The following is a 26,738-nucleotide window of genomic DNA, read 5'->3' as shown; positions in this document are numbered from 1 at the left end:
CCCGCGAATCCCTTGCGATGCCGCGGACATGCTGGCTTTTCCCTCGGGCCCGACGCCTTGTGATCACAGCTTTTCCACGCGTGATCACAAAATCAAGAAAATCGGCAAAATTTCTCCATTCCCCTGAAAAATCGGTTCATCGGCAGGTAAGACTGTGCCACTACCGATGGCAATCGTAGCTAACGAGGGACGGAGTTCATGAATATCCATGAATATCAGGCGAAGGCGATCCTTCGCGAATATGGCGCCCCGGTTTCGGACGGCCGCGCGGTTCTGAAGGCTGACGAAGCCAAGACCGCCGCGGGCGAGCTGGACGGGCCGCTGTGGGTCGTGAAGGCGCAGATCCATGCCGGCGGTCGCGGCAAGGGTCATTTCGTCGAAGAGAGCGCTGGCGAAAAGGGCGGTGTCCGCCTGGCGAAATCGGTTGAAGAGGCCGAAGCCGAAGCCAAGAAGATGCTGGGCAAGACCCTGGTCACCCACCAGACCGGCCCCGCCGGCAAGCAGGTGAACCGCATCTACATCGAAGCCGGTTCGGACATCGAGCGCGAGCTGTACCTGGCTCTGCTGGTCGACCGTCAGACCTCGTCGGTCTCGGTCGTCTGCTCGACCGAAGGCGGCATGGACATCGAGGAAGTGGCCGCGGCCACCCCCGAAAAGATCCTCAGCTTCTCCATCGACCCGGCCACCGGCTATGCGCCGTTCCACGGCCGCAAGGTGGCCTTCGCCCTGGGCCTGAAGGGCGCGGCGATGAAGCAGTGCGTCAAGCTGATCGGCGACCTGTACCGTGCCTTCATGGACAAGGACATGGAACAGCTGGAGATCAACCCGCTGATCGTCATGCCCGATGGCAACCTGAAGGTGCTGGACGCCAAGGTCGGCTTCGACGGCAACGCGGTCTACCGCCACGCCGACATCGCCGCCCTGCGCGACGAGACCGAGGAAGACGCCAAGGAACTGGCGGCCTCCAAATACGACCTGAACTACATCGCGCTGGACGGTGAGATCGGCTGCATGGTGAACGGCGCAGGCCTGGCCATGGCAACGATGGACATCATCAAGCTGTACGGTGCGGAACCGGCCAACTTCCTGGACGTCGGTGGCGGCGCCACCAAGGAGAAGGTGACCGAAGCGTTCAAGATCATCACCTCGGATCCCAACGTGAAGGGCATCCTGGTGAACATCTTCGGCGGCATCATGCGCTGCGACATCATCGCCGAGGGCGTCATCGCCGCGGTGAAGGAAGTGGGCCTGGCGGTTCCGCTGGTCGTGCGTCTGGAAGGCACCAATGTCGAGCAGGGCAAGGAGATCATCGCGAACTCCGGTCTGAACGTCATTGCGGCGGACGATCTGTCCGACGGCGCCGAGAAGATCGTCAAGGCCGTCAAAGGCTGATCTTCGAGGCATGATGGCAAGGGGCAACGGAACAGGATCATGATCTCTCACGATCACAAGCTGATCTTCGTGCACATTCCCAAATGTGCCGGCACGAGCGTGGAGGCCTTCTTTGGCCACCACGCCGATTACGACGGCCGGTTCAAGCAGGATCACCGCACGATGCGTGAGATCGAACCCCTGTACCGTGGGCTGACCGCCCTGTCCGATCGCGAAAACCGCAAGCTGATCCTGCGCCGCCTGGCGCGGGCCGTCCGTTCGCAGCGCAACCCGCGCAACAAGTACCGGGTCAATGCGCGACAGTTTCGCGAGTATTACAAGTTCACGATCCTGCGCGACCCCTGGTCGCGCGTCTACTCCGGCTATCGCAACGTGATCCGCGACGCGCATCACACGCGGCGCCGGGGACCGATCCGCGATTTCCAGGACTTCGTCGAGAAGTTCGCGGGCCGGACCCGTCTGGCCCCCGCCGACTACTGGCTGGCCAATTTCGACGGCAAGGTCCGCATGGACCGCATCGTGTACTTCTCGGACCTAAGCGGTGGCCTGGCCAAGGTGGCGCAGGACCTCGGCCTCGACAAGATCGAGCTGCCGAAGATGCTGCACACCGGCGACAACACCGACCTGCGAGAGGTCTACGACGACCGCTCGCGCGCCATCATCCAAGACCGCTACGCAAAGGAAATCGAGGACCACGGGTTCTCATTCGACTTAGTTTGAGGAAGCGGTCGGCGCGGCGGCGCCGGCCCCGACTTCCGAAGCTTCAGGAGTGTCAATAAAATGGCCGTACTCGTAGACGAAAATACCAAGGTGATCTGTCAGGGCTTCACCGGCTCGCAGGGCACCTTCCACTCTGAACAAGCAATTGCCTATGGCACCAAGATGGTTGGCGGCGTCACCCCCGGTAAGGGCGGCACCGAGCACCTGGGCCTGCCCGTCTTCGACGGCGTGGCCGAGGCGGTCGAAAAGACCGGCGCCAATGCATCGGTGATCTATGTGCCGCCGCCCTTCGCGGCCGACTCGATCCTGGAAGCCATCGACGCCGAGATCCCGCTGATCGTCTGCATCACCGAAGGCATCCCGGTTCTGGACATGATGAAGGTGAAGGCCGCGCTGAAAAACAGCCAGTCCCGCCTGATCGGCCCGAACTGCCCCGGTGTCATCACCCCCGGCGCCTGCAAGATCGGCATCATGCCCGGCCATATCCACAAGCGTGGCTCGGTCGGCGTCGTGTCCCGTTCCGGCACCCTGACCTATGAAGCCGTGAAGCAGACCTCGGATGCGGGCCTCGGCCAGTCCTCCGCCGTCGGCATCGGTGGCGACCCGATCAAGGGCACCGAGCACCTGGAAGTGCTGGAAATGTTCCTGAAGGACCCGGAAACCGAGTCGATCATCATGATCGGTGAGATCGGTGGCTCGGCCGAAGAGGAAGCCGCCGAATTCCTGGCCTCCGAGAAGAAGAAGGGCCGCTGGAAACCGACCGCCGGGTTCATCGCCGGCCGTACCGCCCCTCCGGGCCGCCGCATGGGCCACGCAGGCGCCATCGTCGCCGGTGGCAAGGGCGGTGCCGAAGACAAGATCGAGGCCATGAAGTCGGCCGGGATCGTCGTCGCCGACAGCCCCGCGGGCCTCGGCGAAGCCGTGCTGAAGGCCATCAAGGGCTGATGCGCGGGCGCGGGCCACGCCTGCCTCACGCCACGTAAAGGCGTGGGCCGCATCGCGATCGCGTGATGCGGCCCTTGCCACCTTAGTCTGAGCCCCCAAGTGGTACGGGGGAAACGAGAAAACCGATGTCACGAGACCAAGCAGAACCGGATCCGTGCCTGCCCCAGGAGCTTCTGTCATGAGCTTCGCCGAGGCCGTCCGTACCTGTCTGCGCAAATACGTGACCTTCTCGGGCCGGGCCACGCGCCCGGAATACTGGTATTTCGTGCTGTTCAACATCCTGGGCTCGATCGTGCTGGGCATCGTCGACGGGATCGTCTTCGGCGCCGCCGAGATCGAGACCGGCCCGGGCAGCGTCAGCGCCTCGTCCGATGGCCCGCTGTCCTCGCTGTTCAGCCTGGCCATGCTGTTGCCGATGATCGCCGCGGGCTGGCGGCGGATGCATGACAGCGGCCGCAGCGGGATCTTCCTGCTTTACCCCTTCATCGCCGTCATCGGCACCCTGACCTATGCGGGCTTCATCGGCGCCTTCGATTTCGCCGATCCCTTCGGCGCGGGCATCGCCGCCGAGCAGCTGGAAGGGCTGGCCGGGATCGTGCTGGTGATCGCGCTGATCGTCTGCGTGCTGTCGCCGCTGATCGTGATCTGGTGGCTGACCCGCAGGACCGAGCCCGCCGCGAACCGCTGGGGCCCCGTCCCCGGCACCGCCCCTGCCGCGCCCTCTGCCCCCTGGACCGGAGGGACCGGATGAGAAACCTCGACTGCCACAGCCCCCCCGCCGCCGCGCCGCCCGCCGGGCCCCAGGCCCCCGCCGCATTCCAGATGACCCTCCGTTTCGTCCCGCAGGTGACATAGATGAACGACCAGAGCCCCAACGACCTTTTCCACGCCTCCAGCTTCATGCAGGGGCATAACGCCGCCTATCTTGAGCAGCTTTACGCCCGCTGGGCCAATGACCCCGCCGCCGTCGATGCCGCCTGGGCCGAGTTCTTCTCGTCCCTGGGCGACAGCAACGCCGATGCCGTGGCCGAGGCCGAAGGCCCCTCCTGGGCGCGCAGCGACTGGCCGCCGACCCCCAACGACGACCTGACCGCGGCCCTGGACGGCATGTGGCCCGCCCCCGCCGAGGGCAAGGACGCCGGCCGCAAGATCAAGGAGAAGGCGGCCCAGAAGGGCGTCGAGGTCTCTGACGACGCCGTGAAACGCGCCGTGCTGGACAGCATCCGCGCCATCATGCTGATCCGCGCCTACCGGATCCGTGGCCACCTGGCCGCCGACCTGGATCCCCTGGGAATGCAGGAAAAGGTCGCCCACCCCGAGCTGGACCCGAAATCCTACGGCTTCAGCGATGCGGACATGGATCGCCCGATCTTCATCGACAACGTGCTGGGTCTTCAGGTCGCCTCGATGCGCCAGATCCTGGACATCGTGAAGCGCACCTATTGCGGCACCTTCGCGCTGCAATACATGCACATCTCCGACCCCGAGCAATCCGCCTGGCTGAAGGAACGGATCGAGGGCTTCGGCAAGGAGATCACCTTTACCCGCGAAGGCCGCCGCGCCATCCTGAACAAGCTGGTCGAGGCCGAGGGCTTCGAGAAGTTCCTGCACGTCAAGTACATGGGCACCAAGCGCTTCGGCCTGGACGGTGGCGAGGCGCTGATCCCCGCCATGGAACAGATCATCAAGCGGGGCGGCAACCTGGGCGCCAAGGAGATCGTGATCGGGATGCCCCACCGGGGCCGCCTGTCGGTGCTGGCCAATGTGATGGGCAAGCCCTATCGCGCCATCTTCAACGAATTCCAGGGCGGTTCCTTCAAGCCCGAGGATGTGGACGGCTCGGGCGACGTGAAATACCACCTCGGCGCCTCGTCCGACCGTGAGTTCGACGGCAACACCGTGCACCTGTCGCTGACCGCCAACCCCTCGCACCTCGAAGCCGTCAACCCGGTGGTGCTGGGCAAGGCCCGCGCCAAACAGGCGCAACTGAACGATGCGGAACGTACCTCGACCATCCCCGTGCTGCTGCACGGTGACGCGGCCTTTGCCGGCCAGGGTGTCGTCGCGGAATGCTTCGGCCTGTCGGGCCTGGTGGGCCACCGCACCGGCGGCACGATCCATATCGTCGTGAACAACCAGATCGGCTTCACCACCGCGCCGCATTTCTCGCGGTCCAGCCCCTACCCGACCGACATCGCCCTGATGGTCGAGGCGCCGATCTTCCACGTCAACGGCGATGACCCCGAGGCCGTGGTTCATGCCGCCAAGGTCGCGACCGAGTTCCGCCAGAAGTTCCACCGCGACGTGGTGATCGACATCTTCTGCTACCGCCGGTTTGGTCACAACGAAGGCGACGAGCCGATGTTCACCAACCCGATCATGTACAAAAACATCAAGGGCCATAAAACGACCCTGAGCCTGTACACGGATCGCCTGGTCAAGGACGGCCTGATCCCCGAGGGCGAGATCGAGGACATGAAGGCCGCCTTCCAATCCCACCTGAACGAAGAGTTCGAGGCCGGGAAGGAATACAAGCCCAACAAGGCCGACTGGCTGGACGGCAAATGGTCGGGCCTTGAGCGCGAGAAGGAAGACTACCAGCGCGGTGAAACCGCGATCTCGCCCGAGCTGATGGCAGAGGTCGGCAAGTCGCTGACCACCGCGCCCGACGGCTACCCGATGCACAAGACCGTCGGCCGCCTGCTGGAAACCAAGTCCAAGATGTTCGAAACCGGCGAAGGCTTCGACTGGGCCACCGGTGAGGCGCTGGCCTTCGGCTCGCTGCTGACCGAGGGCTACCCGGTCCGCCTCGCGGGTCAGGATTCGACCCGCGGCACCTTCAGCCAGCGTCACTCGGCCCTGATCAACCAGGAGACCGAAGAGCGTTACTATCCGCTGAACAACATCAAGCCCGGTCAGGCCCGTTACGAGGTCATCGACTCGATGCTGTCGGAATACGCGGTTCTGGGCTTCGAATACGGCTACAGCCTCGCCGAGCCGAACGCCCTGGTGATGTGGGAAGCCCAGTTCGGCGACTTCGCCAACGGCGCGCAGATCATGTTCGACCAGTTCATCAGCTCGGGCGAATCCAAATGGCTGCGGATGTCGGGCCTGGTGATGCTGCTGCCCCATGGCTACGAGGGCCAGGGCCCCGAGCACTCTTCCGCCCGTCTGGAGCGCTTCCTGCAAATGTGCGGTGGCGACAACTGGATCGTGGCCAACTGCTCGACGCCCGCCAACTACTTCCACATCCTGCGCCGTCAGCTGCACCGCAGCTTCCGCAAGCCGCTGGTGCTGATGACGCCGAAGTCGCTGCTGCGCCACAAGCTGGCGGTCAGCAAGGCCGAGGATTTCACCACCGGCTCCAGCTTCCACCGGGTGCTGTGGGATGACGCCGAGCGCGGCCATTCCGACACCAAGCTGGCGGCGGACGACAAGATCAAGCGCGTGGTGATGTGCTCGGGCAAGGTCTATTACGACCTGCTGGAAGAGCGCGACGCCCGCGGCATCGACGACGTCTACCTGATGCGGATCGAACAGTTCTATCCCTTCCCGGCGATCTCGCTGGTCAAGGAACTGGAACGCTTCAAGGGCGCCGAGATGATCTGGTGCCAGGAAGAGCCCAAGAACCAGGGCGCCTGGTCCTTCATCGAACCCAATATCGAGTGGTGCCTGCAACGCATCGGCGCCACCCATCAGCGCCCGCGCTACGTGGGCCGTCTCGCCTCCGCTTCGCCCGCCACGGGCCTGGCCAAACAGCATAAAGCGCAGCAGGAGTCGATCGTCGACGAAGCGCTGTCCATCGAAGGAAAGTAAGGACCATGAGCACCGAGATCCGCGTCCCCACCTTGGGCGAATCCGTTACCGAAGCCACCGTCGCTACCTGGTTCAAGAAACCCGGCGATACCGTTGCCGTCGACGAGATGCTCTGTGAGCTGGAAACCGACAAGGTCACCGTCGAAGTGCCCGCCCCCGCCGCGGGCGTGCTGGCCGACATCGTGGCCAAGGAAGGCGAGACCGTGGGCGTCGACGCCCTGCTGGGCATGATCGCCGAGGAAGGCAACGCCGGCGCCGAAGAGCCCGCGCCGCGCCACACCGATGCCCCCGCCGAGGAACCCGCCGCCGCCGGTGGCGAGAGCCTGCCCATCATGGTGCCCACCCTGGGTGAATCCGTGACCGAGGCCACCGTGGCCACCTGGTTCAAGAAAGAGGGCGAAAGCTTTGCCGCGGACGAGATGCTGTGCGAGCTGGAAACCGACAAGGTCTCGGTCGAAGTGCCCGCGCCCGCCGCTGGCACCCTGACCAAGATCCTGGCCAAGGAAGGCGAAACCGTCGAGGCCGGCGGCCAGCTGGCCGAGATGACCACCGGCGCCGGTGGCGCGGCCAAGCCCGCCTCGGCGGATGCCGCCAAGACCGCCTCGGACGCCGAATATGTCTCCGAGCTGAAGGGTGGCAAGGACGTCGAGGATGCCCCCTCGGCCAAGAAGGCCATGGCAGAGGCCGGTCTGTCGGCGGATGCCGTCACCGGCACCGGCAAGGACGGTCGCATCATGAAGGACGACGTGGCCAAGGCCCTGGCCGCCGCCAAGTCCGCGCCCGCCGCCCCTGCCGCCGCACCGCGCGCCCCCAGCTCGGCCGATGACGCGGCCCGCGAAGAGCGCGTGAAGATGACGCGCCTGCGCCAGACCATCGCGCGCCGCCTGAAGGACAGCCAGAACACCGCCGCCATGCTGACCACCTACAACGAGGTGGACATGACCGAGGTGATGGCCCTGCGGAACGAGTACAAGGACCTGTTCCTGAAGAAACACGGCGTGAAGCTTGGCTTCATGTCCTTCTTCACCAAGGCCTGCTGCCACGCCCTGAAAGAGGTGCCCGAGGTCAACGCCGAGATCGACGGCACCGACATCGTCTACAAGAACTTCGTCCACATGGGCATTGCTGCCGGCACGCCCACGGGCCTGGTGGTTCCGGTCATCCGTGACGCCGATGCCATGTCCTTTGCCGACATCGAAAAGGCCATCGCCGAGAAGGGCGCCCGCGCCCGTGACGGCAAGCTGTCGATGGCGGAAATGCAGGGCGGCACCTTCACCATCTCGAACGGTGGTGTCTACGGCTCGCTGATGTCCTCGCCGATCCTGAACCCCCCGCAGTCGGGGATCCTGGGGATGCACAAAATCCAGGACCGCCCGATGGCGATCAACGGCAAGGTCGAAATCCGCCCGATGATGTACCTGGCGCTGAGCTACGACCACCGCATCGTCGACGGCAAGGGTGCCGTGACCTTCCTGGTGCGCGTCAAGGAAGCGCTGGAAGATCCCCGCCGCCTGCTGATGGATCTGTGATCCGAAAGGCGGGGCAAACCCCGCCCTACGCTATCGACCCCGCCCGCCCCGATGGGCGGGGTCTCCCCGCCCTGGGACTTTCGCGATGACGCTTGCCCGTACTTCCTTCTGGCTGATCCTGACCACCGGCGCCGTGCATTTCGTGCTGACCGGCGCCCGCATCGCCTCGGGCCGGTCGGATTTCGGCGACATGGGGCGGCTGCTTTTGGAAATGGCGCTCTGCGGCGGGCTGCTTCAGGCGCTCTATGTGGCGCCGGATCGTCGCGGCACCCGGATCGCTACCTTGATCCTTTGCGCCGCGCTCTACCTCTATGCCATCTCCGGCGGGCTGCTGCTGTCCAATATCGGCCAGCTGCTGATCGGCACCCTGGCCTGCGTTGCCGCAGCGGACGTGCTGAAGGGCCCGCGCCGAACCTCGCAACCGAAGGTGACCGCATGACCCCCGAACTGATCGCCCTCGCCCTCGTGGCCCTGGAACACGTCATCCTCGTCGGCTGGTCGCAGATGCTGCTGACCCGCGACGTGGGCCCCGAAGGCAACGCAGGGCCCCGCGACAACCTGCCCGAGTTCTCGCGCGACACCGGCCGCCTGCGCCGGGCGCTTGCCAACCATACCGAGAACTTCCCCTTCTTCATCGGCGCCGTGGCCGTCGTGCTCTTGTCGGACAGCGCCAGCGGCGTCACCGCCACCTGCGCGCTGATCTATGCCGCCGCCCGCGCCCTCTATATCCCGGCCTATGCCTTCGGCTGGACCCCCTGGCGCTCGGTCTTCTACATGACCGGCTTCCTGGCAACCGCGGTGATGTATATCGCCGCTGTCTTCTGAGGGCCGCCCCATGACCCCCCTGCCCATCGAAGCAAAGATCCTCGGCCTCGCCGCCCTCTTGCAGGTGATCCAGATCGCCCTGATGGCCGTGCCCGCCAACCTGGAACTGGGTCCCCGCCTGACCATGGGCACGCGGGATCCGCAGGATGTCGAGGGGGGCAACCCCTATCTGCTGATGTCGCGCCGCACCGGACGGCTGCACCGGGCAATGAACAACCATTTCGAGGCGCTGATCCTCTTCACCATCGCCGTGGCCCTGGTGACCTGGGCCGGGGCCTCTTCAGCCGTGACCGCGGCCTGCGCCTGGACCTACCTGGCCGCCCGCGTCCTCTACGTTCCGGCCTATGCCTTCGGCTGGGCGCCCTGGAGATCCTATCTCTGGGCGCTTGGCCTCCTTGCCACCGTGATCATGATCTGCGCCGCGCTCTTCTGATCATTCGATGGCCCCAAATACTCCGGGGGCGCCGCGCCAGCGGCGGGGGCAGCGCCCCCACCCCGATCCGCAACGAAGCACTCCCGGCGCGCCCCCGCGCGCCCCACGAACAAAGGAGACCACCCCATGGCCCAATATGACGTCATCATCATCGGTGCCGGCCCCGGCGGCTACGTGTCCGCCATCCGCTGCGCCCAGCTCGGTCTGAAGACCGCCTGTGTCGAGGGCCGCGAGACCCTGGGCGGCACCTGCCTGAACGTGGGCTGCATCCCCTCCAAGGCGCTGCTGCACGCCACGCACCAGCTGCACGAGGCAGAGCACAACTTCGCCACCATGGGCCTCAAGGGCAAATCGCCGTCCGTCGACTGGGACCAGATGAAGGCCTACAAGCAGGACGTGGTGAACTCCAACACCGGCGGCATCGAGTTCCTGTTCAAGAAGAACAAGATCGACTGGCTGAAAGGCTGGGCCACGATCCCCGAGGTCGGCAAGGTCAAGGTCGGCGACGAGGTGCACGAGGCGAAGAACATCGTCGTCGCCACCGGTTCCGTCCCCGCCTCGCTGCCGGGTCTGGAGATCGACAACGACAAGGGGATCATCGTCGACAGCACCGGCGCGCTGAACCTGCCCAAGGTGCCCAAGAAGATGGTCGTCGTCGGCGCCGGTGTCATCGGCCTGGAGATGGGCTCGGTCTACGCGCGCCTGGGCGCCGAGGTGACGGTGGTCGAATACCTCGACACGATCACCCCGACCATGGACGGTGAAGTGCAGAAGAACCTGCAAAAGATCCTCAAAAAGCAGGGCATGTCCTTCATCCTGGGCGCCGCCGTGCAGGGCGCCGAGACCACCAAGACCAAGGCCAAGCTGAGCTACAAGCTGAAGTCCGACGACAGCGAGCACACGCTGGACGCCGATGTGGTGCTGGTCGCCACCGGCCGCCGCGCCTATACTGACGGGCTGGGCCTGGCCGAGCTGGGGGTCGAGCTGACCGAGCGCGGCGTGGTCAAGACCGATGCCCATTGGGCGACCAACGTGAAGGGCATCTATGCCATCGGCGACGCCGTGGCAGGCCCGATGCTGGCCCACAAGGCCGAGGACGAGGGCATGGCCGTGGCCGAGGTGCTGGCGGGCAAGGCCGGTCACGTGAACTATGACGTGATCCCCTCCGTCATCTACACCCACCCCGAGGTCGCCGCCGTCGGCAAGACCGAGGAAGAGCTGAAGAAAGAGGGCCGCGCCTACAAGGTCGGCAAGTTCTCCTTCATGGGCAACGCCCGCGCCAAGGCCGTCTTCGCCGCCGAGGGCTTCGTCAAGATCATCGCGGACAAAGAAACCGACCGGATCCTGGGCTGCTCGATCATCGGCCCGGCGGCGGGCGACCTGATCCACGAGGTCTGCGTGACCATGGAATACGGCGGCTCCGCCGAGGATCTGGCCCTGACCTGCCATGCCCACCCGACCTTCTCGGAAGCGGTGCGCGAAGCGGCGCTCGCCTGTGGCGACGGCCCGATCCACATGTGATCGCCCGGGGCGCGCCGCGCGCGCCTTCAGCTGAACGAACAGAGCCCGCCGCGCCCCCGCGCGGCGGGCTTTCTCATGGCCCAGGCGCCCCTCGGCCGAGGATGCCCGCCAGGGCGGAGGAGGCCGCGCGCGCATCCGACAGATTGCCACAGCCCCCTGTTCATCGCCGCCCGGCGCCCTACACTCCTCCTCATCCCAACCGCGAAAAGGCCGCTCGATGCGCCGCCCGACCGTCTCTGTCATCATCCCCGCCTACCGGGCTGAGGCCAGCCTGCCCGGCGCCGTAGCCTCGGTCGCGGCTTGCGGGCTGCCCGAGGATGCCGTCGAGATCGTGGTGGCCTCGGATGACGGCCAGGACTACCGGCCCCTTCTGCCCCGCGGCCCGCGCTATGCCTTCGCGCCCCTTGGCCCGGTGCAAAGCGGCGCGGGGCCGGCGCGCAACCGCGCCCTGGCCCAGGCGCGCGGCCAGTACATCGCCTTCCTCGACGCCGATGACAGCTGGGAACCCGACTACCTGACCTTCCTGTTGCCCCTGGCACAGCGCCACGGCGCCGCCTTCGGGCGCACGGCGGTGATCGAGGACGGGGCCGAGATCCTGCGCCTGCCCCCCGGCCCCGCCGACGTGCTGCGGCTTGAAGATCTGGGGCGCACCGGCGCCTCTTATCACCCGGTTCTGGCCCGGCGCCTGGCGCGGGCCTTCACCACCCACCTCAGCCAGGACGTGCGCCACGCGGCCGAGCTGCTGGCCCGTCTGGGCGGCAGCGCCCCTCTGGGCCGGGCGGCCTATCGGCTGCATCTCAGGGGCGGCTCGACCACCGCCGAGACGGATTTCTCGGCCCGGGTCGGGCGCGCCTATGACGCCCATATCGCCGAGATCGAGGCGGGCAGCCCCGGTAGCGCGGGCCTGTCTCCGGCCCTGCGTGCCCGGTTGATCGAGGTGTTCCGCGACAAGGCGCGGCTGAACGCGGCCTACAGCCGCGACGCCGCCCCGGGGCAGAGCTTTTACCGCTTCATCGCCGCACGGCTGGCCGCCCACGAAGGGTCTTAGAGGCGCCCGGGCACCGAGGTTACCACAGCGTCTGCGCGGCGCGTTCGGGCCAGGCGCGGTCGTAGTCGGCACCGCCCACTTCGCCATCGGTCATCGCCGCCAGGATCTCGCCCGGGGTCGGCAGGGCGGCGCTGTCGTCGCGCCCTGACCACAGGCCCGCGCGCATCACCGCCCGGGCGCATTGGAAATAGATCTCGTCGATCTGCATCACCACCACCGTGCGCGGCTCTTTTCCCTTGTGCGCGAAGCTGGCACGCAGCGCGGCATCCGCCGTCACCCGGCCCCGGCCATTGACCCGCACCACGTTGTTGGACCCGGGCACCATAAACATCAGCGCCATACGCGGGTCGCGCAGGATGTTGCGCAGGGTGTCGATGCGGTTGTTGCCGTGCCAGTCGGGCAGCGCCAGGTGGCCCTCGTCCAGCTCTCGCACCACCGGGCCGTCATCGCCGCGCGGGCTGCCGTCCACCCCCTCGGGGCCGACGGTCGAGACGACGCAGAACCGCGACGTGGCGATCCAACGGCGGTACTCGGGCGTCATGCGGGTCGCCACCTTGCGCAGCGCGGCGGCGGCGGGGCTGGTGCCGTAGATCTCTTCGAGATCCTCAATCCGGTCGAGATACTCCATCGGGGTCGAACCCTCCCTCTCTCATCAGCGCGTCCGAGGCGCCTTCGATCTGCTGTTCCAGCGTCGCGCGGAAGGTCTCGCGCGGCAGGCCCGCAGGCAGCGGCGGCAAGAATTCCACCACCGCCAGGCCGGGCTTGCGCAGCAGGCCCGAGCGCGGCCAGAAAAGGCCCACATTGGTGGCGGCGGGCACGCAGGGCTGCTGCGTCTGCTCATAGATCGCGGCGACGCCCACCTTGTAATCGGCCCGCACCCCCGGCGCCACGCGGGTGCCCTGGGGATAGATGATCAGCTGCCCCGCCGGCGCATCGCCCGAGGTCACCCCGGCCATCATATCGCGGATCGCCTCGGCCCGGCGGCCGCGTTTCACCGCCACGCAGCCGATCCGCGCGGCGTAAAAGCCGACGATGGGTGTAAAGCGCAGGATGTCCTTCATGATGAATTTCGGCCGCGGCACCGCCGAGACGATCAGCATCACGTCGAGAAAGCTTTGATGCTTGGCCGCGATCAGCACCTGGCCCCGGGGCACCGGGCCCCGGATCTCGGTGCGCAGCCCGCAGATCAGCCGCACCGACCAGCGCACGTAGTGGCAGAAGAGGCGCGCCCCGGTATAGGCGCCTCGGCGGTCCAGCGCCGCCCAGGGCAGAAAGGCGATGCCCATCAGGGTCATCACCGTGAACATCTGCACCACGAAGATCAGGGAACGGAGATAGCGCCAGGCCAGGATCATGCGAGCCTCCCCAGGATGCGGCGCGCGGCGGCGCGCGTGGCGACAAAGGACACGGCCGCCGCCACCGGCGGCAGCACCAGCGGCCAGACCCAGTGCCAGCCACGCAGGCCAAGCCCGGTCAGGAACCCGCCCTCGGGCTGGGCCGAGGGCAGCGCCATCAGCGCCGCCAGGCCAAGCGCCATGCCCAGGGCCGCGCCCCAGAAGGCGCGGAAGGTGAAGCGGCGCACGAAGGCGCGGGCGATATAGTCGTCGCGCGCGCCCACCAGGCGCAGCACGGCGATCACCTGGGCATTGGCCGCCAGGGCCGAATTGGCCGCCAGGGTGATCATCGCCGCCATCACCGCGCCGATCAGCAGCAGAGACAAGAGGCCCAGGGCGCGGATCCGCTCGGCGGCGCGCACCAGCGGGCGGCGCCAGCGCGCGTGGTCATCCAGCACCGCGCCGGGCACCTCGGCGGCCAGCCGCAGGCGCAGGCCCGCGGGGTCATAGCCCTCGCCCGCCTCGACGATCTCGATCAGCTGCGGAATGGGCAGGCTGCCCACGGGCAGGTCGGGGCCGAACCAGGGCTCCAGCAGGGCCTGCTGTTCCTCCTCGCCCAGGGCCCGCGCCCGGGCCACGCCGCGCGTGGTTGCCAGTACCTGAAGCGCGGCCTCGGTCTGGGCCGCGATCTGATCGGCGGGGGCCGAAATGCGCAGGGTCGAACTGCGCGCCAGTTCCTGCGACCAGCTGGCGGCCATGCGCCCCGTGGCCAGCGACAGGGCCAGGGCAAAAACCGCAAGAAAGGTCATGGCGGCGGCGGCAAAGAGGGTCAGCCGGGCGGTGAAGCCGGTCGGCGGCACCACGCGGTCCGCCTGCGGCTCGCCCTTCAGCAGCGCCAGCGGAGAGATCGCGGCCAGGGCCCGGGGCGACAACCGGACGCTCACAGGTCCGCCCCCGCCAGTTGCAGCCGCCGCTTGGCGATGCGCAGGACACGGGCCTGCACCCGGCTTTTGGCGGCGCGGATCAGGCCCAGGTCGTGGGTGGCGATCATCACCGTTTTGCCCATGCGGTTCAGCTCGACCAGCAGCGCCAGCAGGCGTTCGGACATTTCCCAGTCGACGTTGCCCGTGGGCTCGTCCGCCAGGATCACCTCTGGGCTCATGATCACCGCCCGCGCCAGGGCGGCGCGCTGCCGCTCGCCCCCCGACAGCTCGGGCGGGCGGGCCCCGGCCCGCTGGGTCAGGCCGCACCAGGCGATCAGCTCCTTCAGGTTCTGCTCTTCCGCCGTGACGTCGCGCCCCGAGACCATCAGCGGCAGGGCGATGTTTTCGGCCACGGTCAGGTGGTCCAGGAACTGGCAATCCTGATGCACCACGCCGATCCGGCGGCGGATCGTCGCCACCTCGTCGCGGGTCATCTCGCGCACGTCCTTGCCGAACAGCACCGCCTGCCCCGCCGTGGGGATCAGCGCGCCGTAACACAGTTTCAGGAAGGTGGTCTTGCCCGCTCCAGAGGGGCCGGTCAGAAAGTGGAACGAGCCGGGCGTCAGCCGGAGGGAGATGTCGCTCAGCAACTCTCCGCCGCCATAGGAATAGGCGAGATTGTCCAGTTCGATCACGAAAAGCCCCCGCGTGTGCCGGTTCCTTTTGCAGGATCGCACGGCCTGTTGCAATCGTGCCCCCCGGCGGAAATAGCACTTTTCCGCCATTGCCGAACCACATATGGTAGCCCCAGAGCCGGAGGCGTGGCCCATGCGCCCCTCTGGCCCGACTGTCGAGATGGGGCCTCATGCGGTTAACCTGCCCGAATTGCGGTGCGCAGTACGAAGTGCCTGACGCGGTGATCCCTGCGGCAGGGCGTGATGTGCAATGTTCCAACTGCGGCGACACCTGGTTTCAGGCTCCGCCCGACGGGGCTTCGGGCCCGGTCGAGGCGCCCGCGCTGACCCCCGGCATCGCCCCTGCCCCGCGCGTCTCGCCGCGCCGTCCGCGCAGCCAGGCCGACAGCGCACCGCGCCCTGACGAGGCTGCCGCCCCCGGCCTGACCGGGGATGGCGCGGGCTTCGAAGGCACGGATCCCTATGGCGCCGAGACGCCGCCCGCCCCCGAACCCGAGGGCGAGCCCGGATCGGAGCCGATGACCTGGCCCGAAGTCGAGCCCCAGGCAGAGCCCGAGGTCGAGCCCGCGCCCGAGGAGATCGCCGCGGCGTCGGAAGCCGAAGTCACCCCCGAAGAGACGCTCGAAAGCTGGACCGAGGCGGCAGCCGAACCCGCCCCCGCGGCTGCCCCCGAGGACGACGCGGAGGAGGAGGAGGACGAAGAAAGCACCCCTGCCCCGCTTTTCGCCAATGCCCGGCGGCGCGAGCTGGACCCGGCGGTGCGCGACGTGTTGCGCGAAGAGGCCGAGCATGAGGCCAAGGTGCGCGCCCAGCAAGGCGGCGGGCTGGAAAGCCAGCCCGAGCTGGGCCTGGCCGACCCCGAAAGCAGTACGGACCGGCGCGAGCGCGAGGCCCGCGCCCGCATGGCCCGTCTGCGCGGCAAGCCCACTCGCGACAGCGCCCAGGACTCCGGCGACGATGCCCAGGCCGAGGAACCTCACGCCGCGTCGCGCCGCGACCTGCTGCCGGATATCGAAGAGATCAACTCGTCCCTGCGCAGCCGCAGCCAGCGGGTCGAGATGGAGGCCGAATACGAGGCCGAGGATCCGGCGGTGCGACGCAATTTCCGCCGCGGTTTCACCCTGCCGATCTTCTTTGCCGCCTTTGGTGTGCTGCTTTACATCAACGCGCCGCGCATCGCGGCACAGCTGCCCCAGACCGCCCCGGCGCTGCGCGGCTATGTGGGCGCGGTGGATCAGGGCCGGGTCTGGCTGGACGCCAATGTCCGCGAGCTGATCGCCTGGATCGAAGACAAGACCGGCGGCGAAGGCTGAGCCTCGGGACGCGCGGCCTGCGGGCACCGCCCGCCGCCGCTGCGCCTGCCGATGCCTCGCGCAGAACCGGGCTTTCTCTCAGGAAATGACCTGCTCCTCGTGCGGCGCTCCGCCCGGCACCGCTCGGCGCATCCCAAAGGCCCCGCCGCTGCTGCGCCAGGCATTGACCCGCGCAGCGCTGCGCCTCTCACAGGAAATGACACCTGCCGCGTGCGGCGACCCGACCGGCCCACCTTGGCGTGGGGGCTTCTGGCGGTGTGCCGCACGCGGAGAAGGCAGGGCAGGATCGGCAACAGGGCACGGCGCGTGGCCAGGGTGCGGCACAGCACCGCCGAGCGCGCAGCCTGACCGCGCCGCGATCTTCTGGCTGGGCGCCCCATAGCCCCCGGCTCAGAACCGGTCGAGCAACCGGCGCAGGTAGTCGCGTTCCTCGTCGCTGCGTTCGGCCTCGCCCTGGCGGCGGCGGATCTCGTCCAGCAGGTCGCGGGCGCGGCGCTGCACATCGGGGTCCTGCAACATCTCGCGATCATTTCCGAGCGCCCCATTGGTGCCCGCGTTGCGGCCCAGTGGATCGTTGCGCTGGCCGGGGTTGTCGCCCTCGGCCTCGCCCTGCTGGCCCGCCTGTTCGCGCTGTTGCTGTGACATGGCCTCGCCCAGGTTGCGCATCCCCTCGCGCAGCGCGTCCATGGCCTGCGACTGCTGGTCGATGGCCTCGGCCAGATCGCCCGCACCAAGCGCCTCTTCGGCGCCGCGCATCGCCTCGCCCGCCCGATCCAGCGCGTCGCGCGCCGCGCGGCCCGCCTCGGTGCCCGCGCCGGGCAGGTTGCCGCGCTGGCGCTCCAGCTCCTGACGGAGCTGGCGCTGGCGCTCACTCAGCTCGCCCGCATCGGGGTTGCCCTGCTGGCCCGCCTGGCCCTGTTGCTGGCCCTCGGTCTGGCCCCCGCCGCCTCCCTGGCTTTGCCCCGGCTGCTGGCCCTGCTGTTGCCCCTGGCCGCCCTGTTGCTGCTGCCCCTGCTGTTGGCCGTCCTGCTGGCCCTGCTGGCCGCGCTGGCCCGAGTTACCATCGGGGTTGAACTGGTCCTGAAGGTCGCGGAAGGCCTCGTCCGACAGTTCCTGCTGATCGCGCAGGGTCTCGCCCAGCCCTTCCATCGCCTGTTCGCCCGGGCTTTGCTGGCCTTCGCCGCCGCTCTCACCCTGGGTCATCTGCATGTTCTCCAGCATCTGCTGAAGCTCTTCCAGGGCCTGCTGGGCCTCGGCCATGCGGCCTTCTTCCATCAGCTCCTGGATACGGTCCATCATGCGCTGGATGTCGTCCTGGGTCATCCGCATGGCATTTTCCATGTCCATGGGCGGCTGGTTCGGGTCATTGGCACGTTCGCGCGCCTGCTGCTGCGCCAGCTGGCGCATGTAGTCCTGGGTGGCGTCGCGCAGTTCCTGCATCAGGCGGGCGATTTCCTCGTCCGAGGCACCGTTGCGCATCGCCTCTTCCAGCCGGTCGCGGGCGCGCTCCATCCGGGCGCGGGCATCCTCCAGATCGCCCTCTTCGATCTCGACCGCCATGTCCCAAAGCGCCGCCGTCACATCGGCCAGCTGCGCGTCTGTCATCGGGCGGAAACGGGCAATGGTCTCGACCTTGCGCACCAGCCGCATCAGCCGCAGCTCCAGCGTTTCCGAGGGGAACAGGCTGTCGCCCTGCCAGCGGACGGCGCGCAGCACCTGGGCCACCCGGGCCGCGTTGTCGCGGTTCCACAGCAGGTCGCGGCGCATCTCGATCAGGGCAGCGGCCAGCGGGTCGAAGAAGCGGCGCGCATCCAACAGCATGGCGTAGCCATCACTGTGCCCCGACTGGGCCGCCGCATCCTCGACCGTCAGGGACACCGTAACCGGCATGTTGGCCCAGGGGTGCTGCGAGAAGTTCTCGACCAGGGCCTCGGAAAATTCGGCGCGCGAGCCCGAGATCGGCATCGGCAGAGGCACCCGGATCACCTCGCGCGGCTCGGGCGCCAAGGCCAGGCCATAGCGGCGATCGACGGCGGCCAGATCCAGGGTGATCACCGCCTCGCCCGAGACCACGCCATAGTCATCCGTGGCCGAGAACGGCAGGGTCATCTGCCCCTCGACATCCGCCTCGCCGGGGCCATCCACGGTGACCACGGGCGCCCGGTCGGGCAGCATGGCCACGCGCCATTCCCGGCCCCCCGGCCCTTCGACCGCCAGCCGCCCCTCTTGGGCGATGATGAAATCCTGGGCAGCGGCAGAGGCGGGCGGCAGGTCCCCCACCCGGCCCGAGACGGTTTCCGCCAGTTCCAGCCGCCCCTCGGGGCCATAGAATCGCAGCGTCACCTCGGATCCGCGCGGCGCCGTCAGCACCTCGCCGGTGATGTCGCCCAGATAGAGCGTCGGCAGCCCGGTGTAGGGCGGCGGCGCCACCCAGCCTTCCCAGGAGGGGCCGACCGCGGCCTGGGCGCTGCCCGGGGCCATGTCGCCCAGATCCCCCAGACGCCAGACAGAGCCGAAGGCCAGGGCCACCACCAGCCCCAGAAGGGCGATGTAGCGCAGGCCGAAAGGATCGCGAGAGGACAGGCGCAGGTCGGGTTCCACCGGTCGGGCCTCGCGGGCGCGGACGGCCATGCGGGCCTGATGCGCCTCCCACAGGGCACGGGTGCCGGGGTCACCCTCGCCCAGGGCGGGGGCATCGCGCAGGGCCTGCAAAGGCTGGCCTTTCAGCGTCGCATCCAGGCGGCGAAAGGCCTCGTCCCGGCTGGGAATGCGAATCCGGCGCAGGCCCAGGATCAGCAGCGCCAAAGCGGCCAGCGCCGCCAGGCCGCCCAGGGCCCAGGCCAGTTCCACCGGCAGGGCGGCCACGAGGCCCACCATGACCAGCGCCAGCCCGGTCAGCAGCAGGGTCCACAGCGGCCAGAGGGCGCGCACCACGATCTCTGCCAGCAGGCCCGCCCGTGTCAGAGCCAGCGGCCAGCGCAATTGGCGCATCAATCGGGTGTATCGCGTCGGCTCAACCATGCTCCGTCCCGAGGGGGCAGCGCGGGGATCGCGCTACATCCACTCGGGTAGCGTATCGCGGTTAATGATCTCCTCAAAGGAGGGTCTTTTGCGGATGACGGCGAATTGATCCCCCTTGACCAGCACTTCGGGGATCAGGGGACGGGTGTTGTACTCGCTCGACATAACCGCGCCATAGGCGCCCGCAGAGCGGAAGGCCACCAGATCGCCCGCCGCCAGCTTGGGCATGTTGCGGCCCTTGGCGAAGGTGTCGCCGGATTCGCAGACCGGGCCGACGATGTCATAGGGGGTCTGTTCGGCGCCGGGCGCCGGTTCGATCACCGGCACGATGTCATGATGCGCCTCGTACATGGCGGGGCGGATCAGGTCGTTCATGGCACCGTCGATGATCAGGAAATCCCGGCCCTCGCCGTGTTTCACGTAGATCACTTCGGACAGCATGATGCCTGCGTTGCCCGCGATCAGCCGGCCCGGCTCGATCTCGATCTCGCAGCCGGTGTCGCCCAGCACCTCGCGCACCAGGGCGCCGTATTCGACGGGCAGCGGCGGGGCGGTATTGCCGCGCTCGTAGGGAATGCCCAGGCCGCCGCCCAGGTCGAGGCGGACGATGTCGTGGCCATCGGCGCGCAGGGCCTCGGTCAGTTCCTTCACCTTGGTGAAGGCGGCGCGGTAGGGCTCCAGATCAGTCAGCTGGCTGCCGATATGCACGTCGATGCCAACGGCCTTCAGGCCGGGCAGCTGCGCGATGCGCGCATAGACTTCGCGGGCGCGGGTGATCGGGATGCCGAACTTGTTCTCGGATTTGCCGGTGGCGATCTTGGCGTGGGTCTTGGCGTCCACGTCGGGGTTCACCCGCACGGTGACGGGGGCCACGACGCCCAGGGACAGGGCAACCTCGTTCAGCACCTCCATCTCGGGCTCTGATTCCAGGTTGAACTGCCGCACCCCGCCGGTCAGGGCCGCGCGCATCTCGTCCCGGGTCTTGCCGACGCCGGAAAAGACGATCTTGTCGCCCGGCACGCCCGCCGCCTTGGCACGGGCGTATTCGCCGCCCGAGACCACGTCCATCCCGGCGCCCAGATCGGCCATGATACGCAGGATCGCCTGGTTCGAGGCGGCCTTCATCGCGTAGCAGACCAGGTGGTCCATCCCCGTCAGGGCCTCGTCGAACAGGCGGAAATGCCGTTCCAGCGTCGCGGTGGAATAGATGTAGCAGGGCGTGCCCACCTGGGCCGCGATCTCGGCCACGGGGACATCCTCGGCGTAGAGGGCGCCGTCACGGTAAAGAAAATGATCCATGGCCTGTCTCCTGAAAGCCTGTCCGCCGAAGGGGCACGGTTGCGAGGACGCCCGTCAGGGCAGAGGAGCGCCCGCCGGGCGGCGCGTCGTTGCCCGCCTTACACGTTGCGCGCACGCAGGAAAAGATAGAGAGGCAGGCCGCAGCTGACCCCGATGCAGAAGGTGGCCGGGATCGCCACAAGGCCCAGACGGTCGCCGCGGGCCCGGCAGTCGGTGACGATCCACAGGCTCAGCGCCAGGGCAGAGATCACCAGATCCCAGAACAGCGCGGCGGGCGCCCATCCGGCCCGCCAGGCGGCGACCAGCCCGGTCAGGCTGACGCCATTCTCGGCGAACCAGGCGAAGATCAGCCCCAGCGGGTGCAGCGTGCCCCAAACGGCCAGGGCCAGGAAGGCAAGACGCAGGGGCGACACGGGCCTCAGACCTCGGTTTCCGAACCATACAGCGTCTCGCCAGAGCCGCCGATGCCGTTGATGCCCATATCGCTGCGATCGACCCCAGAGGGCGCGCGCTCGGCCCCGCCGGGGGCCACCGGCGCGCCATCCACGCCGCAGCCCGCCAGCAATGCCACCAGCGCGACGGCCGCGATCCGTTTCAACCCAGCTTTGCTTTCCATGCCGCCACCTGTTCGCGAACCCGTTGGGGCGCCGTGCCCCCGTAAGACATACGAGAGGCCACGGAATTGTGCACCCCCAGAACGCCAAAGACCTCTTCGGTGATGCGCGGCTCGACCTCTTGCATCTGCGCCAGGGTCAGGTCGGGCAGGTCACAGCCCTTGCCCTCTGCCATGGCCACCAGCGAGCCGGTCACATGGTGCGCATCGCGGAAGGGCATCCCCAGCACCCGCACCAGCCAGTCGGCCAGGTCGGTTGCGGTCGAGAAGCCCGCGCCCGCGGCGGCCTCCAGCGCGGGGACATTGGCCTTCATGTCGGCGACCATGCCGGTCATGGCGGCCAGGGCCAGCATCAGGTTGTCGGCGGCGTCGAAGACCTGTTCCTTGTCTTCCTGCATGTCCTTGGAATAGGCCAGCGGCAGCCCCTTCATCACCGTCATCAGCGCCACGTTGGCACCGAAGATCCGGCCGATCTTGGCGCGGATCAGCTCCGCCGCATCGGGGTTCTTCTTCTGCGGCATGATCGACGAGCCGGTCGAGAAGCGATCGGACAGCGCGACGAAGCGGAACTGGGCCGAGGACCAGATCACCAGCTCTTCGGCGAAGCGCGACAGATGCATGGCGCAGATCGAGGCGGCGCCCAGGAACTCCAGCGCGAAATCGCGGTCGCTGACGGCGTCCAGCGAGTTGGCGCAGGGCCGGTCAAAGCCCAGGGCCTCTGCCGTCATCTGCCGGTCCAGCGGGAAGGAGGTGCCGGCCAGCGCGGCGGCGCCCAGGGGGGATTCGTTCATCCGCGCGCGGGCATCGGTGAAGCGGCCCAGGTCGCGCGAGAACATCTCGACATAGGCCATCATGTGGTGGCCCCAGGTGACGGGCTGCGCCGTTTGCAGGTGGGTGAAGCCGGGCATGACCCAATCGGCGCCCTCTTCGGCCTGCGTCAGAAGCGCGCGGATCAGCGCCTGAAGGCCACCGATGGCCGCATCGGCCTGATCCCGGACCCAGAGACGGAAATCGGTCGCAACCTGGTCATTTCGGCTGCGCCCGGTGTGCAAACGGCCCGCAGGCTCGCCGATCACCTCTTTCAGGCGGGCCTCGACGTTCATGTGGATGTCTTCCAGCGCGGTCGAGAACTGGAAGGTGCCGCCTTCGATCTCTGACAAGACCGTGAGCAGGCCTTCACGGATCGCCTCGGCGTCTTTATCCGTAATGATGCCCTGGGCGGCCAGCATGGCCGCATGGGCGCGCGAGCCCTCGATATCCTGACGGGCGAGACGTTGGTCGAAACCGATCGAGGCGTTGATTGCCTCCATGATCGCATCGGGGCCTTCGGCGAAACGGCCGCCCCACATCTGGTTCGCTTGGCTATCGGTCATCGGGACCCTCGGAGGAAGAATGAGAAAACTGCTGTCCGCGCTGGTTTATACGTCGCTGATGCTGGGCGCAATCGCCCGCCCGGCCCTGGCTGCCCCGGAAGGCATCGAAGAGCTGCTGACCGGCGAGATGCGCAAGCTTCAGGTGCTGGAGGCGCCCAAGGCGTTGGACAGCAGCCTGCAATGGCTCGATGTCGACGGCAGCGCGGTCAGCCTGGCGGATTACGCGGGCAAATGGGTGGTGCTGAACTTCTGGGCCGTCTGGTGCGCCCCCTGCCGCGAAGAGATGCCCACCCTGGCCGCCTTGCAGCAGGCCCGCGACGGCGCGGATTTCGCCGTGGTCACCCTGGCCTCGGGGCCGAACGCCCCCGAAAAGGTGGCGCAGTTCCTGACCGAGGCCGAGGCCGCCACCCTGCCCCAGTACCGCGACCCGCGCAGCGCCCAGGCCCGCGCCGCCGCCGTCTTCGGCCTGCCGGTGACGCTGCTGGTGGACCCCGAGGGGCGCGAGGTGGCCCGCCTGGTGGGCGGCGCCGACTGGAACGCCCCCGAAGCCCAGGCGGTCTATGACGCCTTCATGGCCGAAGGCGGCAACTAGGCCGCCCGGCCTAGATCGCCACCACGTCCACGCCCTGGCTGGTCCGCTGCCCGCCTGCCAGCCGCATGGAGCCCTTCACCGGCGCCACGTCGAAGTAATCCCGTCCACGCGCGATGACGATATGATCGCGGCCCGCCAGCATGTCGTTGGTGGGGTCGAACTCGACCCAGCCCATATCCTGGCCGCACCAGGCCCGCACCCAGGCGTGCATCGCATCGGCCCCTTCCAGGCGCGGTTGGCCCTCGGGCGGCAGGGTGCGCAGAAAGCCCGAGACATAGCCCGCCGGAATGCCCAGCGACCGCAGGGCGCAGATCTGGATATGGGTGTAGTCCTGACAGACCCCGCGCCGCTGCGCGAAGGCCTGATCCAGGGGCGTGTCGACCATGGTCGCCGTGGGGTCGAAGGTCATGTCGCGGTGCAGCGCCCGGGTCACCGCCATGGCGGCGCCAAAGGCGGTGTCGGCGGCGCGCGCGGCGGCCTCGGCCCAGGCGGCGATCTGGGCATTGGCGGGCACCCGGGGCGAGGCGGGCAGATAGGTCTGCGGCGCCTCGCCCAGAACCGAGGGCTGGGCCGCGATCTCGCGCAGGAACTGGCCCCGGTCGGGCGAGACATCAAGACCCGGTTCCACCTCCAGCCGCTCGACCCTTGCCTCCATCAGGAACTCGGTCTCGGGCAGCGGGTCGCGATAGGCGACCTCGGTGCAGATATTGCCGAAGAAATCCCGCCGGGTCAGCTGTTCGGCCGCCAGCGGTCGGCAGGTCAGCCGGGCCTCTTGCACCTGCTGCACGCCGGGGATCGAGGGCGGCGTCAGGCGCAGCAGGTGGCGGCCCACATCGGCGGGGCTGTCGTATTGATAGTGGATGCGCAGGCGGACCGAATAGAGCATCGCTACCTCAGGTAGGTGTCGGCCAGCAGACCCGAGAAGGCCGCCGTGGCGTTGGAAATCTCGATCAGCCGGGCGCTGGTGATCGCCTCGGCCGGAGAGGTGGCCAGTTCGGTGCGCAGCTTCATCACCTCGGCGCGGATCGGCGTGGGCTTGCCCGACAGGTCATGGGTCAGCTTTTCCAGCCAGTCGAGATGGCCCAGGATGTCATCCAGCTGTGCCAGGACCGAGCGCGGATAGGCCTCGTCCAGCAGCAGCAGATCCAGCACCGTCTCGCGGGTGAAGGCGGCGGAAAAGCGCATCCGGTGGGTCATCACCGCGTCGCCCGCCTCGATCGCGATCTCATAGGTGCCGTGCGGCGTGTCGGGCTGGGCGAATCCCACCAGCATGGCGGCGGTGGACCAGGCGCGTTCGATCGCGCGGCCCAGCGACAGGAAGCGCCAGCCGGTGGCGTGATACATGTTCTCGTGCACCAGCCCCGAGAAGCCCGAGATCTTGCGCAGCAGCACCGACAGGGCGCGCGCAGCGTCATCGCCGGGCTTCAGCCGGGGCGCCAGGCGCCCGGCGGTGCGGCGCAGGTCGGTCAGGGCGTTCCAGCCATCGGTGGAAAAGCGGTCGCGGATCCGCCCGGCCGAGCCCATGGCCGCGTCCAGATCCGCCATCAGCCCCGGTGGGAAGGGCTGGCTGGCGTCCACCCCCTGCCCGGCCAGGTATTGCGCCAGGTATTGCACCAGCGGCAGGTCATCGCGGCCGCTTTCGGCCAGGCGCAGGTGATAGGCCCGTTGCAGGCGGATCTTCTGTTCCACCCGTTCCGAATAACGGCCCAGCCAGAAGAGGTTGTCAGCCGCCCGCGTCGGCAGCGCCGCCAGCTGCGGCAGCGAGGGGCGCGCGCCGGTGGTACCCGCCAGCAAGGTGTCATCGGGGCGCGCCTCTGGGCCCACCACCCAGACATCGCAGACCGAGCCGCCACGCTGCACCGAGATATCGGCCGAGACATCGGAATGGCCGATGCGGGCGAAGCCACCGGGCATCACCTGCCACCCTTGGGCGGTGCGCGCCAGGATCACCCGCATCGAGAAGGGCCGCGCCACCAGCCGCCCCTCGTCCAGCGCGGGCGCGGTGGACAGCGACACGATCTGCTGCGCCGCCAGCGCCCCCGCCTGGTGCTGAATCATCGCCGGATCGAAAGGCTGGCCATCGGCGCGCTTGCCGCCGATCACAACATCCGGGGAATGGTCAAAGGGCAGGCTGGTCGACAGGGCGCGGTCGATGGTCATCCGCGCCGCATTGGCGGTGACATAGTCGCGCGCCGCCGCCGAGCCGCACCACCAGGTGGCGATATTGGGCAGCTTCAGCTCGCGCCCCAGAAGGCGCCGGGCAATGGCGGGGATAAAGGCCATCAGCGCCCGCGCCTCCAGCACGCCCGAGCCCGGCGCATTGACCATGCTCAGCTGGCCCGCGCGCAGGGCCGACAGGATGCCGGGCGTGCCGATCTGGCTGTCCTCGTTCAGCTCCAACGGGTCCAGCCAGGCGCTGTCCAGCCGCCGCCACAGCACCGAGATCGGCCGCAGCCCGCCCACCGTATGCACCATCAGCCGCCCGTCGCGCACCACCAGGTCTTCGCCCTGCACCAGCAGGAAGCCCAGGTAGCGGGCGATATAGGCATGTTCGAAATAGGTATCGGTCAGCGGCCCCGGGGTCAGGATCGCCACCCGGCTGTCCTCTTCGGCGCGCAGGGCCAGCAGGGCATCGCGGAAGCCGCGAAAGAACCCGGCCAGGCGGGCCACGTTGGCCTGGCTCATCAGCCCCGGAAAGCTGCGCGCGGTGGCCATGCGGGTTTCCAGCGCGAAACCCGCGCCCGAGGGTGCCTGGGCGCGGTCGCCCAGTACCCACCACTGCCCCTCGGGGCCGCGCCCGATGTCGAAGGCCAGCATATGCAGGTAATGACCGTCGCGCGGGGTCACGCCGACCAGCGGGCGCAGCCATTCGGGGCTGGAGGCCAGCAGCTCGGCCGGCAGCAAGCCATCCGCCACCAGCTGGTTGGCGCCGTAAAGGTCGGCCATGATCCGTTCCAGCAGATCGGCCCGCTCCACCAGCCCGGCGGCGATGCCGTCCCATTCCTGCTGCGCGATCAGCAGCGGCAGATGGGCCAGGGGCCATTCGCGCTCTTCCTGGCTGTCGGGGCCATAGTGGCGAAAGAAGACGCCCGCGTCGCTCAGGTATTGGCTGCCGCGCAGGCAGGCCAGGTCCAGCTCTTCGCGCGGCAGGGCGGCCAGCTGATCCAGAAAGCCCTTCCAGACCGGGCGCACGGCGCCGTTTCGGTCCAGAAGCTCATCCGGCACGCCCTTCAGCGGCGTGTAATCGGCCAGCAGCGCGGCCAGCGGATCGGCAGGGGCGGCGGGCGCTGCGGCGGCAGCTTCGGGCGCGGGTGCCCCCGGCCCCGTCGGCGTCTGGGTCTGCATC

General features: G+C 68.2%; 24 protein-coding genes. 13 read left to right on the top strand and 11 right to left on the bottom strand.

Annotated features, from left to right (window positions below; all coding sequences use genetic code 11):
* Positions 1–198: 198 nt before the first annotated feature.
* The 11 genes from sucC to ACRARE_RS12165 all read left to right on the top strand — a co-directional run bounded on the left by sucC (position 199) and on the right by ACRARE_RS12165 (position 12,229).
* A complete protein-coding gene (gene sucC, locus ACRARE_RS12215; RefSeq protein WP_432656721.1) occupies positions 199–1,392 on the top strand; it encodes an ADP-forming succinate--CoA ligase subunit beta in 1,194 nt (397 codons plus the stop codon).
* 39 nt (positions 1,393–1,431) lie between these two features.
* Positions 1,432–2,112, top strand: a complete 681-nt coding sequence (locus tag ACRARE_RS12210; protein WP_432656720.1) for a sulfotransferase family 2 domain-containing protein — start codon at positions 1,432–1,434, stop codon at positions 2,110–2,112.
* Positions 2,113–2,172: 60 nt separating this feature from the next.
* Positions 2,173–3,057 carry a succinate--CoA ligase subunit alpha gene (sucD, locus tag ACRARE_RS12205; RefSeq protein ID WP_432656719.1) on the top strand — a complete coding sequence of 295 codons (885 nt, stop codon included), beginning with the start codon at positions 2,173–2,175 and terminating at the stop codon, positions 3,055–3,057.
* A 178-nt stretch (positions 3,058–3,235) separates the two neighbouring features.
* Positions 3,236–3,808 (top strand): DUF805 domain-containing protein, encoded by a 573-nt coding sequence (locus ACRARE_RS12200; protein ID WP_432656718.1) that lies wholly within the window; start codon positions 3,236–3,238, stop codon positions 3,806–3,808.
* 104 nt (positions 3,809–3,912) lie between these two features.
* Entirely contained in the window at positions 3,913–6,873 is a 2,961-nt protein-coding gene (locus ACRARE_RS12195; protein ID WP_432656717.1) for a 2-oxoglutarate dehydrogenase E1 component, read from the top strand.
* 5 nt (positions 6,874–6,878) lie between these two features.
* A complete protein-coding gene (gene odhB / locus ACRARE_RS12190) occupies positions 6,879–8,402 on the top strand; it encodes a 2-oxoglutarate dehydrogenase complex dihydrolipoyllysine-residue succinyltransferase (RefSeq protein WP_432656716.1) in 1,524 nt (507 codons plus the stop codon).
* Positions 8,403–8,487: 85 nt separating this feature from the next.
* Entirely contained in the window at positions 8,488–8,841 is a 354-nt protein-coding gene (locus ACRARE_RS12185) for a hypothetical protein (RefSeq protein WP_432656715.1), read from the top strand.
* The gene (locus ACRARE_RS12180; protein ID WP_432656714.1) at positions 8,838–9,227 is read left to right on the top strand and encodes an MAPEG family protein; all 390 of its coding nucleotides are present in this window, start codon (positions 8,838–8,840) and stop codon (positions 9,225–9,227) included. The genes ACRARE_RS12185 and ACRARE_RS12180 overlap by 4 nt, the downstream gene beginning before the upstream one ends.
* Positions 9,228–9,237: 10 nt before the next feature.
* On the top strand, positions 9,238–9,660 hold the full coding sequence (locus ACRARE_RS12175) for an MAPEG family protein (RefSeq protein ID WP_432656713.1): 423 nt from the start codon (positions 9,238–9,240) through the stop codon (positions 9,658–9,660).
* Positions 9,661–9,786: 126 nt separating this feature from the next.
* On the top strand, positions 9,787–11,181 hold the full coding sequence (gene lpdA, locus ACRARE_RS12170) for a dihydrolipoyl dehydrogenase (RefSeq protein WP_432656712.1): 1,395 nt from the start codon (positions 9,787–9,789) through the stop codon (positions 11,179–11,181).
* A 217-nt stretch (positions 11,182–11,398) separates the two neighbouring features.
* Positions 11,399–12,229, top strand: a complete 831-nt coding sequence (locus ACRARE_RS12165; protein ID WP_432656711.1) for a glycosyltransferase family 2 protein — start codon at positions 11,399–11,401, stop codon at positions 12,227–12,229.
* Between the two features lie 19 nt (positions 12,230–12,248).
* Here ACRARE_RS12165 and ACRARE_RS12160 read toward each other — a convergent pair whose 3' ends face one another.
* The 4 genes from ACRARE_RS12160 to ACRARE_RS12145 are packed head-to-tail and all read right to left on the bottom strand — an operon-like array spanning position 12,249 to position 15,181.
* Positions 12,249–12,857: a pyridoxamine 5'-phosphate oxidase family protein gene (locus ACRARE_RS12160; protein ID WP_432656710.1), complete on the bottom strand. Its 609-nt coding sequence runs from the start codon at positions 12,855–12,857 to the stop codon at positions 12,249–12,251.
* Complete coding sequence (locus ACRARE_RS12155; protein ID WP_432656709.1) at positions 12,835–13,584, bottom strand: lysophospholipid acyltransferase family protein; 750 nt, start codon at positions 13,582–13,584, stop codon at positions 12,835–12,837. The genes ACRARE_RS12160 and ACRARE_RS12155 overlap by 23 nt, the downstream gene beginning before the upstream one ends.
* Positions 13,581–14,507: a cell division protein FtsX gene (locus tag ACRARE_RS12150; protein ID WP_432656708.1), complete on the bottom strand. Its 927-nt coding sequence runs from the start codon at positions 14,505–14,507 to the stop codon at positions 13,581–13,583. The genes ACRARE_RS12155 and ACRARE_RS12150 overlap by 4 nt, the downstream gene beginning before the upstream one ends.
* Entirely contained in the window at positions 14,504–15,181 is a 678-nt protein-coding gene (locus ACRARE_RS12145) for a cell division ATP-binding protein FtsE (protein ID WP_432656707.1), read from the bottom strand. Before ACRARE_RS12145 ends, ACRARE_RS12150 begins: the two co-directional genes overlap by 4 nt.
* 170 nt (positions 15,182–15,351) lie before the next feature.
* On the opposite strand from ACRARE_RS12145, the gene ACRARE_RS12140 reads away from it, so the two are divergent.
* Positions 15,352–16,494: a zinc-ribbon domain-containing protein gene (locus ACRARE_RS12140; protein WP_432656706.1), complete on the top strand. Its 1,143-nt coding sequence runs from the start codon at positions 15,352–15,354 to the stop codon at positions 16,492–16,494.
* A 390-nt stretch (positions 16,495–16,884) separates the two neighbouring features.
* On the opposite strand, the gene ACRARE_RS12135 is transcribed toward ACRARE_RS12140, so the two are convergent.
* From ACRARE_RS12135 to argH, 5 genes are all read right to left on the bottom strand, one after another.
* Complete coding sequence (locus tag ACRARE_RS12135) at positions 16,885–19,515, bottom strand: TIGR02302 family protein (protein WP_432656705.1); 2,631 nt, start codon at positions 19,513–19,515, stop codon at positions 16,885–16,887.
* Between the two features lie 33 nt (positions 19,516–19,548).
* Complete coding sequence (lysA, locus tag ACRARE_RS12130; RefSeq protein WP_432656704.1) at positions 19,549–20,814, bottom strand: diaminopimelate decarboxylase; 1,266 nt, start codon at positions 20,812–20,814, stop codon at positions 19,549–19,551.
* 98 nt (positions 20,815–20,912) lie between these two features.
* Positions 20,913–21,227, bottom strand: a complete 315-nt coding sequence (locus ACRARE_RS12125; protein WP_432656703.1) for a DUF2834 domain-containing protein — start codon at positions 21,225–21,227, stop codon at positions 20,913–20,915.
* Between the two features lie 5 nt (positions 21,228–21,232).
* Positions 21,233–21,430 (bottom strand): argininosuccinate lyase, encoded by a 198-nt coding sequence (locus tag ACRARE_RS12120; protein ID WP_432656702.1) that lies wholly within the window; start codon positions 21,428–21,430, stop codon positions 21,233–21,235.
* Complete coding sequence (argH, locus tag ACRARE_RS12115) at positions 21,409–22,800, bottom strand: argininosuccinate lyase (protein WP_432656701.1); 1,392 nt, start codon at positions 22,798–22,800, stop codon at positions 21,409–21,411. The genes ACRARE_RS12120 and argH overlap by 22 nt, the downstream gene beginning before the upstream one ends.
* Before the next feature lie 19 nt (positions 22,801–22,819).
* Between argH and ACRARE_RS12110 the strand changes: the two genes are divergently transcribed.
* Positions 22,820–23,392 carry a TlpA disulfide reductase family protein gene (locus ACRARE_RS12110; RefSeq protein ID WP_432656700.1) on the top strand — a complete coding sequence of 191 codons (573 nt, stop codon included), beginning with the start codon at positions 22,820–22,822 and terminating at the stop codon, positions 23,390–23,392.
* 10 nt (positions 23,393–23,402) lie between these two features.
* Here the strand turns inward: ACRARE_RS12110 and ACRARE_RS12105 are convergent, their stop codons facing one another.
* Both ACRARE_RS12105 and ACRARE_RS12100 read right to left on the bottom strand, forming a co-directional pair.
* Entirely contained in the window at positions 23,403–24,278 is an 876-nt protein-coding gene (locus ACRARE_RS12105) for a transglutaminase family protein (RefSeq protein ID WP_432656699.1), read from the bottom strand.
* Positions 24,279–24,280: 2 nt separating this feature from the next.
* Complete coding sequence (locus tag ACRARE_RS12100; RefSeq protein ID WP_432656698.1) at positions 24,281–26,737, bottom strand: circularly permuted type 2 ATP-grasp protein; 2,457 nt, start codon at positions 26,735–26,737, stop codon at positions 24,281–24,283.
* Position 26,738 lies beyond the last annotated feature (1 nt).

The sequence above is a fragment of the Pseudooceanicola aquaeponti genome (assembly GCF_050897975.1).
GTDB lineage: Bacteria > Pseudomonadota > Alphaproteobacteria > Rhodobacterales > Rhodobacteraceae > Pseudooceanicola.
Note: the sequence above shows the minus strand (reverse complement) of the source record. Positions and strands in the feature narration are given on the sequence as shown.

Bases quoted from the DNA above. Each gene is read 5' to 3' on its own strand.
- sucC (WP_432656721.1), top strand. From the start codon at position 199: ATGAATATCCATGAATATCAGGCGAAGGCGATCCTTCGCGAATATGGC.
- ACRARE_RS12210 (WP_432656720.1), top strand. From the start codon at position 1,432: ATGATCTCTCACGATCACAAGCTGATCTTCGTGCACATTCCCAAATGT.
- sucD (WP_432656719.1), top strand. From the start codon at position 2,173: ATGGCCGTACTCGTAGACGAAAATACCAAGGTGATCTGTCAGGGCTTC.
- ACRARE_RS12200 (WP_432656718.1), top strand. From the start codon at position 3,236: ATGAGCTTCGCCGAGGCCGTCCGTACCTGTCTGCGCAAATACGTGACC.
- ACRARE_RS12195 (WP_432656717.1), top strand. From the start codon at position 3,913: ATGAACGACCAGAGCCCCAACGACCTTTTCCACGCCTCCAGCTTCATG.
- odhB (WP_432656716.1), top strand. From the start codon at position 6,879: ATGAGCACCGAGATCCGCGTCCCCACCTTGGGCGAATCCGTTACCGAA.
- ACRARE_RS12185 (WP_432656715.1), top strand. From the start codon at position 8,488: ATGACGCTTGCCCGTACTTCCTTCTGGCTGATCCTGACCACCGGCGCC.
- ACRARE_RS12180 (WP_432656714.1), top strand. From the start codon at position 8,838: ATGACCCCCGAACTGATCGCCCTCGCCCTCGTGGCCCTGGAACACGTC.
- ACRARE_RS12175 (WP_432656713.1), top strand. From the start codon at position 9,238: ATGACCCCCCTGCCCATCGAAGCAAAGATCCTCGGCCTCGCCGCCCTC.
- lpdA (WP_432656712.1), top strand. From the start codon at position 9,787: ATGGCCCAATATGACGTCATCATCATCGGTGCCGGCCCCGGCGGCTAC.
- ACRARE_RS12165 (WP_432656711.1), top strand. From the start codon at position 11,399: ATGCGCCGCCCGACCGTCTCTGTCATCATCCCCGCCTACCGGGCTGAG.
- ACRARE_RS12160 (WP_432656710.1), bottom strand. From the start codon at position 12,857: ATGGAGTATCTCGACCGGATTGAGGATCTCGAAGAGATCTACGGCACC.
- ACRARE_RS12155 (WP_432656709.1), bottom strand. From the start codon at position 13,584: ATGATCCTGGCCTGGCGCTATCTCCGTTCCCTGATCTTCGTGGTGCAG.
- ACRARE_RS12140 (WP_432656706.1), top strand. From the start codon at position 15,352: ATGCGGTTAACCTGCCCGAATTGCGGTGCGCAGTACGAAGTGCCTGAC.
- ACRARE_RS12135 (WP_432656705.1), bottom strand. From the start codon at position 19,515: ATGGTTGAGCCGACGCGATACACCCGATTGATGCGCCAATTGCGCTGG.
- lysA (WP_432656704.1), bottom strand. From the start codon at position 20,814: ATGGATCATTTTCTTTACCGTGACGGCGCCCTCTACGCCGAGGATGTC.
- ACRARE_RS12120 (WP_432656702.1), bottom strand. From the start codon at position 21,430: ATGGAAAGCAAAGCTGGGTTGAAACGGATCGCGGCCGTCGCGCTGGTG.
- argH (WP_432656701.1), bottom strand. From the start codon at position 22,800: ATGACCGATAGCCAAGCGAACCAGATGTGGGGCGGCCGTTTCGCCGAA.
- ACRARE_RS12110 (WP_432656700.1), top strand. From the start codon at position 22,820: ATGAGAAAACTGCTGTCCGCGCTGGTTTATACGTCGCTGATGCTGGGC.
- ACRARE_RS12105 (WP_432656699.1), bottom strand. From the start codon at position 24,278: ATGCTCTATTCGGTCCGCCTGCGCATCCACTATCAATACGACAGCCCC.
- ACRARE_RS12100 (WP_432656698.1), bottom strand. From the start codon at position 26,737: ATGCAGACCCAGACGCCGACGGGGCCGGGGGCACCCGCGCCCGAAGCT.